Annotated in this window: 8 protein-coding genes; 5 read left to right on the top strand and 3 right to left on the bottom strand. The window is 72.4% G+C overall.

Annotated elements, in window-relative coordinates; genetic code table 11:
- Positions 1 to 9 precede the first annotated feature (9 nt).
- Positions 10 to 1,338: a dicarboxylate/amino acid:cation symporter gene (locus tag JMO03_RS12595; protein WP_202843828.1), complete on the bottom strand. Its 1,329-nt coding sequence runs from the start codon at positions 1,336 to 1,338 to the stop codon at positions 10 to 12.
- A 158-nt stretch (positions 1,339 to 1,496) separates the two neighbouring features.
- On the opposite strand from JMO03_RS12595, the gene JMO03_RS12590 reads away from it, so the two are divergent.
- Positions 1,497 to 4,142: a hybrid sensor histidine kinase/response regulator gene (locus tag JMO03_RS12590; protein ID WP_202843827.1), complete on the top strand. Its 2,646-nt coding sequence runs from the start codon at positions 1,497 to 1,499 to the stop codon at positions 4,140 to 4,142.
- A 117-nt stretch (positions 4,143 to 4,259) separates the two neighbouring features.
- Here the strand turns inward: JMO03_RS12590 and JMO03_RS12585 are convergent, their stop codons facing one another.
- Positions 4,260 to 4,898 (bottom strand): response regulator, encoded by a 639-nt coding sequence (locus JMO03_RS12585; RefSeq protein WP_202843821.1) that lies wholly within the window; start codon positions 4,896 to 4,898, stop codon positions 4,260 to 4,262.
- 126 nt (positions 4,899 to 5,024) lie between these two features.
- Between JMO03_RS12585 and JMO03_RS12580 the strand changes: the two genes are divergently transcribed.
- Complete coding sequence (locus tag JMO03_RS12580) at positions 5,025 to 6,254, top strand: S41 family peptidase (RefSeq protein WP_202843819.1); 1,230 nt, start codon at positions 5,025 to 5,027, stop codon at positions 6,252 to 6,254.
- Between the two features lie 6 nt (positions 6,255 to 6,260).
- On the opposite strand, the gene rsgA is transcribed toward JMO03_RS12580, so the two are convergent.
- Positions 6,261 to 7,397, bottom strand: a complete 1,137-nt coding sequence (gene rsgA / locus JMO03_RS12575; protein ID WP_238346131.1) for a ribosome small subunit-dependent GTPase A — start codon at positions 7,395 to 7,397, stop codon at positions 6,261 to 6,263.
- 278 nt (positions 7,398 to 7,675) lie between these two features.
- On the opposite strand from rsgA, the gene JMO03_RS12570 reads away from it, so the two are divergent.
- From JMO03_RS12570 to JMO03_RS12560, 3 genes are all read left to right on the top strand, one after another.
- A complete protein-coding gene (locus tag JMO03_RS12570; protein ID WP_202843812.1) occupies positions 7,676 to 8,944 on the top strand; it encodes an aminotransferase class I/II-fold pyridoxal phosphate-dependent enzyme in 1,269 nt (422 codons plus the stop codon).
- A 393-nt stretch (positions 8,945 to 9,337) separates the two neighbouring features.
- A complete protein-coding gene (locus JMO03_RS12565; RefSeq protein ID WP_202843808.1) occupies positions 9,338 to 9,994 on the top strand; it encodes an SGNH/GDSL hydrolase family protein in 657 nt (218 codons plus the stop codon).
- Positions 9,987 to 10,682, top strand: a complete 696-nt coding sequence (locus JMO03_RS12560; RefSeq protein ID WP_202843807.1) for a methyltransferase domain-containing protein — start codon at positions 9,987 to 9,989, stop codon at positions 10,680 to 10,682. The genes JMO03_RS12565 and JMO03_RS12560 overlap by 8 nt, the downstream gene beginning before the upstream one ends.
- The last annotated feature ends 519 nt before the right edge of the window (positions 10,683 to 11,201 follow it).

Raw genomic sequence — 11,201 nt, 5'->3', positions numbered from 1 at the left:
CGTCGCTCTTCAGTCGACGTCCAGCGATCTCGGATCGCCCGGCCCCGCGGCCGGGTCGGGCGCCGCGGCGAGCGGTTGCGACGGGCCGGACAACGCGCGGTCGAGCGCATCGTGGTCGAGCGCGTCCTCCCAGCGCGCGACCACCACGGTCGCCACCGCGTTGCCGATGAAATTGGTGATCGAGCGGCACTCGCTCATGAAGCGGTCGACGCCGAGGATCAGCGCCATGCCGGCGACCGGGATCGTCGGCACCACCGACAGCGTCGCCGCCAGGGTGATGAAGCCGGCGCCGGTCACGCCGGCCGCGCCCTTGGAGCTGAGCATCGCCACCAGCAGCAGCGTGACCTGCTGCCACAGCGTGAGTTCGGTGTTGGTGGCCTGGGCGATGAACAGCGCGGCCAGGGTCATGTAGATGTTGGTGCCGTCGAGGTTGAACGAGTAGCCGGTCGGCACCACCAGCCCCACCACCGACTTGCGGCAGCCGGCGGCTTCCATCTTCTCCATCAGCGACGGCAGCGCCGATTCCGACGACGAGGTACCGAGCACCAGCAGCAGCTCCGCGCGCAGGTAGCGCACCAGCTTCAGGATCGAGAACCCGCACAGCCGCGCCACCGCGCCCAGGATCACCAGCACGAACAGCAACGAGGTGATGTAGAAGGTGCCGATCAGCCAGGCCAGGTTGGCCAGCGACTCCACCCCGTAGCGGCCGATGGTGAAGGCGATCGCGCCGAACGCGCCGATCGGCGCCGCCTTCATCAGGATGTGCACCAGCTTGAACACCGGCGCGGTCAGTGCTTCGAGGAACGACAGCACCGGCTTGCCCGGTGCGCCGACCATCGCCAGCGCGATGCCGAACAGCACCGCGACGAACAGCACCTGCAGGATGTTGCCCTCGACGAAGGCGCCGACCAGGGTGGACGGGATGACGTCGAGCAGGAAGCCGACCAGGGTCATTTCGTGCGACTTCTGCACGTAGCCCTCGACCGCGGCCGTGTCCAGCGAAGCCGGGTCGATATTCATGCCCGCGCCGGGCTGCACCGCGTGCGCCACGAGCATGCCCACGACCAGCGCCAGGGTCGAGAAGAACAGGAAATAGACCATCGCCTTGGCGAACACGCGGCCGACCGTGCGCAGCTGGGTCATGCCGGCGATGCCGGTGACGATGGTCAGGAAGATCACCGGCGCGATGATCATCTTGACCAGCTTGATGAAGCCGTCGCCCAGCGGCTTGAACTGCTCGGCCAGCGCCGGCTCCAAGTGGCCCAGCAGCGCGCCCGCCACGATCGCCAGCAGCACCTGCACGTACAGCTGCCGGTACCACGGCAGCCGCGGCGGCATGAGGACATCGTGTCGGGGAACGGCAGGCATCGACGGGATCCGTGCGGAGTGCGGGCACCGTACCTGCCCGCGCACACCCTGCCGATAGCGCAATGGGACTAGTCGGCCGGAGCCGGCGAACCGTGCCGCCTCGGCCGCGGACCACTACACTCGCCCGGATGCGACGCGAATGGCGAGTCCGCCGCTGGTTGCCGGTCCTGCTGCTCGCAACGGGCGGCACCCTCGTCTTCGCCGTGCTCGGCCACGCCTGGGGCGAGCGCCGCGAGATCGACCGGCAGGCGGCGCAGTCGCGCGCGCAGCTCGCGCTGCACGCGCGCGCGCTGGAGCAGCTGGTCGACCGCTATCGCGCGTTGCCGCAGGTGCTCGCGCTCGATCCGGAACTGCGCGCCGCCGCGTCCGGCCCGGTCGACGAGGCGACGCGCCACCGGCTCAACCTGCGCCTGGAGGAAGCCAACCGCACCGCGCAGGCGTCGACCCTGACCCTGATCGATGCGCGCGGCACCGCGGTGGCCGCCAGCAACTGGCGCGAGCCCGGCAGCAACGTCGGCGAGCACTACGGCTTCCGGCCCTACGTGCGCCAGGCGCTCGCCGAGGGGCAGGGTCGCTTCTACGGGATCGGCGTCACCACCGGCGTGCCCGGCTACTTCCTGTCGGAACGGATCCACGGCGCCGGCGGCGAGGCGCTGGGCGTGGTGGTGATCAAGATCCAGCTCTCGGCGCTGGAGCGCGAATGGCTGCGCGTCGACGGCACGGTGATGGTCAGCGACCGCCACGGGGTGGTGTTCCTCGCCAGCCAGGACCACTGGCGTTATCGCGCGCTGCGGCCGCTGGACGCCGCGACGCTGCGCGAGCTCGATGCCACCCGCCAGTACGGTGCGCAGCCGCTGCGGCCGATGGCGATGCAACGCGCACGCGCGCTGGGCGACGACGTCATGCGGGTCCGCATCGCCGCGCCCGCACGCCAGGGCGAATGGCTGTGGATCCGCGCGCCGCTGCAGGAACCCGGCTGGACCCTGCACCTGTTGCGCGACCTGTCCGCGGCGACCGCCGCCGCCGCGCGGCAGGCGGCCATCGCCGCCGCATTGCTGTGGCTGGCGCTGGTGCTGCTGGGGCTGTTCGTGCAGCAGCGGCGGCGCATCACCGCGTTGCGCCAGCGCAACCGCGCCGAGCTCGAGGCGCTGGTGCAGCAGCACGCGCAGGAGCTGCGCACCGCCCGCGACGGCGTGATCGAAGCCGCGCGCCATGCCGACAGCGGCCTGAGCCGCCAGCTCGACCACCTGGCCCAGGGTGTCGCGATCATCGACGCCGACCTGCGCCTGACCGCGTGGAACCAGCGCTACCTCGAACTGTTCCGCTTTCCGCCGGGCTTCATCCACGTCGGCCGTCCGATCGAGGACGTGTTCCGCTACAACGCCGAACGCGGACTGCTCGGCCCGGGCCCGGTCGAGGACGCCATCCAGCGTCGCCTCGACCACCTGCGCAGCGGCACGCCGCATGCGCGCGAGAGCGAGAAGCAGGACGGCACCGTGCTGGAGATCCGCGGCAACCCGCTGCCCGACGGCGGCTTCGTCACCAGCTACGCGGACATCACCGGCTACAAGAACACCGCGCGCGAACTGCGCTCGCTGGCCGACGCGCTGGAGCGGCGCATCGCCGACCGCACCGCCGACCTCGAGCAGGCCCGCCACGACGCCGAACAGGCCAACCGCTACAAGACCCGATTCGTCGCCGCCGCGGTGCACGACCTGCTGCAACCGCTGAACGCCGCGCGAATGTTCCTCTCGGCGCTGCGTTCGCGGCTGCAGGCACCGGAGCAGTGCGAACTCTCCGACCACGTCGAGGCCGCGCTCGCGGCGCAGGACGCGGTGCTCACCAGCCTGCTCGACATCTCGCGGATGGAGGCGGGCACCCTGGCGGTGGACGTGCGCGCGTTCGCGCTGGATCCGCTGCTCGACACGCTGGCGCGCGAGTTCGGCATGCTCGCGGCCGCGCACGGCCTGGCGTTCGCCTACGTGCCCACGCGTCTGGCGGTGCGCAGCGACGAGGCGCTGCTGCGCCGCATCCTGCAGAACTTCCTCTCCAACGCGGTGCGCTACACCAGGCGCGGGCGCATCGTGCTCGGCTGCCGCCGCGACGGCGGGCACGTGCGGATCGAGGTCCACGACCAGGGGCCCGGCATCCCCGATCGCCTGCAGCGCGAGGTCTTCGAGGAATTCCGCCGCCTCGACGACGGCCACGGCGACCACCGCGGCGCCGGCCTGGGGCTGGCGATCGTCGAGCGCATCGGCCGCCTGCTCGGCCACCGCATCGACCTGCGCTCGCAGCCCGGCCGCGGCAGCGTGTTCGCGGTGAGCGTACCGGGTGCCGACGCAGCGGCGGTGGTGCCGGCTGCGCGCCCGGCCGAAACCGGGCCGCACGAAGACTGCCCGCTGCACGGTTGCAGGTGCTGGTGCATCGACGACGATCCACGCGTGTGCGAGGCCACGCGCGCGCTGCTCGAGCGCTGGGGCTGCGTGGTGCCGTTCGCGGGCGGACCGCAGGGCGCCCTGGCGGCGGCCGCGCCGGAGCGGATTCCGCAGGTCGTGCTGCTCGACGTGCGCATGGACGGGATCGACGGACCGGCGCTGTACGAGCAGCTCTGCACGCGCTGGCGGCAGGCGCCGCCGGTGGTCCTGGTCACCGCCGAGCGCGACGCGGCCCTGCAGCGCGAGGCGGCGGACCGCGGCTGGGGTTTTCTGCACAAGCCGGTGCGGGCACCGGCCCTGCGCGCATTGATGAGCCAGATACTGCTGCGACACCGATGACGTGCGCCCGCGGGCGTTGCTCCACGCACGAATCCGCGCACCAGGCGACCCGTGCGCATCGCCGGCGCAGGAGGCATGGCCACGGATGCGCCGGCACGCCCGCGGCGAGCGGGCCGCTCAGGCGACGCTTTCCGGCTCCAGCCCCTTCACCAGCACCGCCGCCTGGGTGCGGCTGTAGCAGTCGAGCTTCTTCAGGATCGCGGTGACGTGCACCTTCACCGTGTTCTCCGCCAGCCCGAGCTCGTGCGCGATCTGCTTGTTGAGCAGGCCGTCGGCCAGGCACAGCAGCACCCGGAACTGCTGCGGCGTGAGCTGTGCGAGTTTCGCCGCCAGCGCCGCGTCGGCCTCGGAGCGTTCGGCCGCCATCGGCGGGAACCAGGTGCCGCCTTCGAGCACCGCCGCCACCGCCTCGCCGATCGCCTCGGCCGGCGCCGACTTGGGGATGAACCCCGCCGCGCCGAACTGCTGCGCGCGGCGGATCACGCGCGGATGGTCGTTGGAGGAGATCACCACCACCGGCACCTGCGGATGTTCGCCGCGCACGTGCAGCAGGGCCGAAAAGCCGCGCGCCCCGGGCATCATCAGGTCGAGCAGCACCAGGTCCGCATGGGGATGGGCGACCAGCGCCTGCCCCAGCGACGGTGCGCTCGCCGCCTCCACCACGCCGGCCTGCGGCATCGCCGTACGCAGCGCGTGCAGGACCGCCGCGCGGAACAACGGATGGTCGTCGGCGACGAGGATCAGGGGGGAGGACATCGTCGCCAGTCTGCCATCGCCCCGGGTTCCGGCACTAACACCTTCCGGCTATGCCACCCGGGAACTCCCCCGGGGTCGCCCCCGGAGCGCCTCGACCGCCTCCAGGCGATCGCCTAACCTCGGCGCATGCGCCGCCTCCGTCTCGCCGCGCTCGCGACCGTGCTGCTGCTCGCCGGCTGCGCGAGCATTCCCTACGAACACGCCAGCCAGCACGACCAGCCGCCACCGGCCGTGCAGCCGCCGGACGGATCGCCCGAGCGCGTCGCCCTCAATGCACGGGTGTACGACGCCGTGGTGGACCACGTCGGCCGGCTGTTCTACCGCGGGGATTTCGATCGCGCGGGCTTCGCCGCCGACGCCGCAGCGCGCCGCGACGGCGCGATGGCACAGGCCGACGAGTCCGGGCTGCATGCGCGGATCGAGGAACTGCTCGACACGCTCGACGACGACCACACCTACGCCCTGTCCCCGACCGAGCGCGAGCGCGCGGCGGCGCGGCGCCAAGGACAGTCGCGCGCCAGCTACGGCCTGGTGCTGACCGAAATCGGCGAGGCGTTCGTGGTCTCGCTGGTGCGCGCGGACAGCCCCGCGGCCCGCGCCGGCGTGCTGCCGGGCTGGCAGCTGGCGTCGATCGAGGGGCAGCCGGTGGCCGTGTCGCCGCCGCCGGCCGAAGGGCACGTCGCCCGCCTGGAATTCGTCGACGACGACGGCGGCACGCGCAGCATCGAACTCGTCGCGCAGGCGATGTCGCCGTTGCCGCGGCGCGAATCGCGGCGGCTCGACGACGACATCGCCTACCTGCGCTTCGACGATTTCGACCGCGCCACGCACGACTGGCTCGCGCGCGAAATGGAACGACTGTCCACTGCGCCGCCGCGCGGCCTGATCCTTGACCTGCGTCGCAACGGCGGCGGCCTGACCCATTTCGCGGCGCTGGCGCACGCGCATTTCCACCCGCAGCGACAGGACTTCATGGTGCTGGAAGGGCGCCGGCTGGATCGCCGCATTTATGCGGCCGCCCCGGCGCACGCGTATGCCGGGCCGCTGGTGGTGCTGGTCGGTCCGGCGACCGCGAGTTCGGCCGAGCTGCTGGCGGCGCGGCTGCAGGAAACCGGTCGCGCAAGCGTGATCGGCGCGCGTTCGCGAGGGGCCGTGGTCGGCACGCGCGGCATCAACCTGCCCGATGGCGGACTGCTCTACGTCGGCATGTGGATGATGGCCACGGCCGGCGGGCAACGTCTGGAGAAGGTGGGCGTGACGCCGGATCTCACGCTTGCGGCGGACTGGCCGGCCGTGCGCGAAGGCCGCGACCCGGCGCTGGACGCGGCGCTGGAGGCGCTGCGCACCGGCGAATGAGCCGCGTCAGCGCCTGCCGGACCTGTCGCCCGGACCCTTGCCCGGTTTCCTGCCCGGCCCGCGCGTTTCGGCCTGCTGCGCCAGTCGCGATGCCAGGCGATCGGCGGCGCCGGCCACTTCGTCGCGCAGCTTGAGGTAGTTGGCCAGGCGCGCGGCGTCGATCGTGCCGGCCTCGACCGCGGCGCGCAGCGCGCACCCGGGTTCGCGTTCATGGCGGCAGTCGCGGAACCGGCACTGCTCCGCCAGCGCCTCGATGTCGCCGAAGCCGCCGTCGGCCATCGCTTCCTCGCCGGTGGGCTTGAGTTCGCGCATGCCCGGAGTATCGATCAGGCAGGCGCCGGACGGCAGCGCGATCAGCGCGCGATAGGTGGTGGTGTGGCGGCCGCGCGCGTCGTGCTCGCGCACCTGCGCGGTCTTCATCTTCTCCACGCCGAGCAGGGTGTTGGTGAGCGTGGACTTGCCTGCGCCGGACGAGCCCACCAGCACCGCGGTCGCGCCGGGCGGCAGCCAGGGGTCGAGCGCGGCGACGCTGACCGGGTCCTTGGCGTTGATCACCACCACCGCCGCGTTGGCCGAACCGGTGGTGGACGCGTGCTGCGTGGCGATGCCGGCGAGCGCGGCGAGCGCGGCGTCGACGTCGGCGCCGGGCAGGTCGGCCTTGGTCAGCACCACCACCGGCGCCACGCCCTCGGCCTGCACCAGCAGCAGGTAGCGCTCGATCCTTCGCGGGTTGAAGTCGCCGTCGAGCCCGCACACGATGAGCATGGCGTCGATGTTGGCGGCGATCAGCTGCTGGCCGTAGTGCTCGCCGGCCACGCCGCGCTTGATCGCGCTGCGCCGCGGCAGCAGGGCGACGATGCGCTTGCCCTCCTCGACCAGCACCCAGTCGCCGACCACCGGCCGGTCTTCGGCCGCGATCCGGCCCTTGCGGTAGCCCGAGGGGCGTTGCCACTCCGGCAGCGATTCCACGGGAAACGCGCTGTCGGTTGCGTCCGCAACCACGTAGCCGGAGCGGTGCTGCTCGATCACCCGCGCCGGCCGCGCCTGCGGATGCGCCGCCATCGCGTCCGCCCAGGGGCCCGGCCCGGGCGCGCCGACCCACGGCCAGCCGATCGCGCGCAGCGCGTTGGCGGCGGGAATCAAGCGCGGGCGCGGCGGATCGTCATGGCGCGATTCTAGGGCGTGGGCCGCGGATTGGCGTGACAGGCAGGCACGCCGGCCCGGATTTTCCGGCGGAAGCGGACTGCAGCCCGGCATGGCGCCGGCAGCCGGTGGGCGACGCGCGCTCCTGAACGCCACGAGCCGGTCGCCGCCACACGAGCGGGGCGCGCGGTCACGGAATGCGGCGCCAAGCGCCCCGGAACCGCACGACGGCGTATGATCCGCGGTTTCGCGGCCTGCCGCCGCCCACGTGCCGTGCCATGTCCGCCCCGAGCCTGCCCACCCGCGAACGCCTGTCCGAAGTCCGCTACGAGATCCGCGGCGAACTGGCCCGGCGCGCCCGCGAGCTCGAGACCCAGGGCCGCACCCTGATCAAGCTCAACATCGGCAACCCGGGCGCGTTCGGATTCCGTGCGCCCGAGCACCTGCAGCGCGCGATCGCCGACCACATCCACGAAACCGATCCCTACACCCACCAGCAGGGCCTGCCGGAGGCGCGCGAGGCGATCGCCGCGCACCACGTCTCGCGCGGCACGCCTTACGCCTCGCCAGAGCGCGTGTTCGTCGGCAATGGCGTCAGCGAGCTGATCGACATCTCGCTGCGCGCCCTGCTCAATCCCGGCGACGAGGTCCTGGTGCCCTCGCCGGACTACCCGCTGTGGTCCGCGGCGACGATCCTCAACGATGGCCGGCCGGTGTTCTACCGCTGCCACGAGGGCAACGGCTTCCTGCCCGATCCGGTGGAGATCGAGGCGCTGGTGTCGGCGCGCACCCGCGCGATCGTGCTGATCAATCCGAACAACCCGACCGGCGCGAACTATCCGCGCGAGCTGCTCGAGCGCATCGTCGCGATCGCGGCCCGGCACAACCTGCTGCTGCTGTGCGACGAGATCTACGACAGCATCCTCTACGACGACCACGCGTTCGTGCCGGTCGCGCCGATCGCGGGCGACGTGCCGTGCCTGTCGTTCGGTGGCCTATCGAAGGTGCACCGCGCCTGCGGCTGGCGCGTGGGCTGGGCGGTGCTGTCGGGCGATCCGAAGCGCAGTGCCGAGTTCCGCCACGCGATGGACCTGCTCGGCGCGCTGCGGTTGTGCGCGAACGTGCCGGGGCAGTTCGCGATCGAGGCCGCGCTCACCGGTGCCGACACCATCACCCCGCTGTGCCAGCCGGGCGGGCGCCTTTACGAATCGCGACGCGCGGTGATCGAGGCCTGCGAGGCCAGCGCGCACCTGAAGCTGGTGGCGCCGGCGGGCGCGCTGTACGCGTTCCCGGGCGTCGTCGGCGATGCCGCGCAGGGCTTCGACGACCACGCCTTCGCGCTGGAGATGCTGGAGGGCGAGGACGTGCTGATCGTGCCCGGCGCGAGTTTCAACGTGCCCTACCGCAACCATTTCCGGGTCACCCTGCTGCCGCAGCCGGACGTGGTGCGCGAGGTGTTCGCGCGCATCGACCGCGTGCTCGAGCGACGCGCACAGGCCCATGCACGGGTGGTGCCGTTGAAGAAGAAGGCGCGGCCGGCGGCGTGAGGCGGGTGCGCGGTGTCGCGGCAACGCGCCTGACGGCACGCCCCCATCCGCCTCCGGTCACTTCTCCCGCGAAGCGGGGAAGGAAGACAGACTTCGAGCGCCTTTCCCCGCGAAGCGGATGAAGGGAGACAGATTTCGGGCACTTCTCCCGCGAAGCGGGGTAAGGGAGAAAGACTCCCGCGCCCGGCTCCCTCTCCCGCTCGCGGGAGAGGGTTGGGGTGAGGGCCCGGCAGCATCGTCTCTCTTCGGGCTCGCCGTGCCTGATCGGGTTGGCGGGCGCGCAAGGACAGCTTCGAGCGGCGGACGGCCGGATTCCGGCCGACGCTACAATCGCGGTCCGTAGCCACTCCCGCCAGACCGGGGTGGGATGCACCCGACCGACCGGCTTCCCGCATGATCGATCAGCCAGCTTCCCCGCAGACCCGGGATGCCGCGCCGCTGCGATATCTCGCATTGGGCGACAGCTACACCATCGGCGAGGGCATCGACGAGACCGGTCGCTGGCCGGTGCAGCTGGCGCGCGCACTGCGCAACGACGGCATCGCGCTCGCCGACCCGCTCGTCGTCGCCGCCACCGGCTGGACCACCGACGAGCTCGACGCGGCGATCGACGCCGCGCAGCCGCCGACCACGTTCGACCTCGTCTCGCTGCTGATCGGGGTGAACAACCAGTACCGCGGCCGCAGCGTCGAGGAATTCCTTGCGCAGTTCGGTTCCCTGCTCGCGCGTGCGACCGGATACGCCGGGGGCCGCGCCGGGCGCGTGCTGGCGCTGGCGATCCCGGACTGGGGCGTGACCCCGTTCGCGATCCAGTCCGGCCGCGACCGCGACGCGATCGCACGCGACCTCGACGCCTTCAACGCGGCCGCGGCGGACGCCTGCGCCGCCCGCGGCATCGCCTTCGTCGACATCGCGCCGGTCAGCCGCGAGCGCGGCGGCGAGTTGGAGATGCTCGCCGACGACGGCCTCCACCCGTCGGCCGCGATGTACGCGCAGTGGGCGCGGCTGGCGCTGCCGGTCGCGCGTCGGTTACTGTCCGCGCATGGATGACCACGACGTGCGGCCGCTCGACGCCGCCACCGCAAAGGGAATTGCGCGTGCGTTCCTGCCGCAGCGCACGCTCGGCAACCGCCACGACTACTACTACACGCTGGCCAAGCTGCGCACCGACCCGCTGTACCCGGGCGTGCTCGCCGCCCTGCGCGGCAGCCGCGCGCCGCTGCTCGACCTCGGCTGCGGCCTCGGCCTGCTCGCGCACGCATTGCGCGGCAACGGCCAGGCGATGCCGTATCTGGGCGTCGACATCGATGCACCCAAGATCGACCGCGCGCGCCGCATCGCCGACCGCGTCGGGCTGGACGATGTCGCCTTCGACGTGGTCGACCTGGCCGCCGGCTATCCGCCGCACGCGGGCAGCGTCGCGATCCTCGACGTGCTGCAGTTCCTCACCCGCGAGCAGCAGGCCCTGCTGCTCGACGCGGCGATCGCGATGCTGGTGCCCGGCGCGACGCTGGTGATGCGCGCCGCGCTCGACGACGACGGCGCGCGCATCCGCCGCACCCGCGCCGGCGACCGCTTCGCAGCCCTGGTCGGCTGGATGCCCGACCGGCCCAAGCACTACCCGGAGGTCGGGGAACTGCGCGCCCGCTTCGACGCCGCCGGCCTGTCGGCCGACATCCGGCCCTGGTTCGGCAATACCCCGTTCAACAACTGGCTGATCGTCGCCCGCCTTCCGTAGGAGCGGCTCCAGCCGCGGCTCCACGCGGGCACTCGATCCTGGTGCGGATGTGCGGCTTCACGGCGCGGGCACGCTGCACCTCGACCATTCGCCGGCTGCCGCGGTCGCGCCTGAAGGCGCTCCTACACCAGATCCCCACCGTAGGAGCGGCTTCAGCCGCGACCCCACGCAGGCACGCGATCCGGCGTGGAGGTGCGGCTTCACGGCGCGGGCACGCTGCACCTCGACCCGTTCGCCCGCTGCCGCGGTCGCGCCTGGAGGCGCTCCTACACCAGATCCCGACCGTAGGAGCGGCTTCAGCCGCGACCCCACGCAGGCACGCGATCCGGCGTGGAGGTGCGGCTTCCCGGCGCGGGCACGCTGCACCTCGACCCGTTCGCCCGCTGCCGCGGTCGCGCCTGAAGGCGCTCCTACACCAGATCCCGACCGTAGGAGCGCCTTCAGCCGCGACCCCACGCAGGCACGCGATCCGGCGTGGAGGTGCGGTTTCCCGCCGCGGCACGCTGCACCTCGACCCGT

The sequence above is a fragment of the Luteimonas saliphila genome (assembly GCF_016774335.1).
GTDB classification, from domain to species: Bacteria; Pseudomonadota; Gammaproteobacteria; order Xanthomonadales; family Xanthomonadaceae; genus Luteimonas; species Luteimonas saliphila.
This window is presented reverse-complemented; position numbering and strand designations above follow the sequence as displayed.

Excerpts from the sequence above, each read along its gene's own strand:
- JMO03_RS12595 (WP_202843828.1), bottom strand. The coding sequence starts at position 1,338 with ATGCCGCCGCGGCTGCCGTGGTACCGGCAGCTGTACGTGCAGGTGCTG.
- JMO03_RS12590 (WP_202843827.1), top strand. The coding sequence starts at position 1,497 with ATGCGACGCGAATGGCGAGTCCGCCGCTGGTTGCCGGTCCTGCTGCTC.
- JMO03_RS12585 (WP_202843821.1), bottom strand. The coding sequence starts at position 4,898 with ATGTCCTCCCCCCTGATCCTCGTCGCCGACGACCATCCGTTGTTCCGC.
- JMO03_RS12580 (WP_202843819.1), top strand. The coding sequence starts at position 5,025 with ATGCGCCGCCTCCGTCTCGCCGCGCTCGCGACCGTGCTGCTGCTCGCC.
- JMO03_RS12570 (WP_202843812.1), top strand. The coding sequence starts at position 7,676 with ATGTCCGCCCCGAGCCTGCCCACCCGCGAACGCCTGTCCGAAGTCCGC.
- JMO03_RS12565 (WP_202843808.1), top strand. The coding sequence starts at position 9,338 with ATGATCGATCAGCCAGCTTCCCCGCAGACCCGGGATGCCGCGCCGCTG.
- JMO03_RS12560 (WP_202843807.1), top strand. The coding sequence starts at position 9,987 with ATGGATGACCACGACGTGCGGCCGCTCGACGCCGCCACCGCAAAGGGA.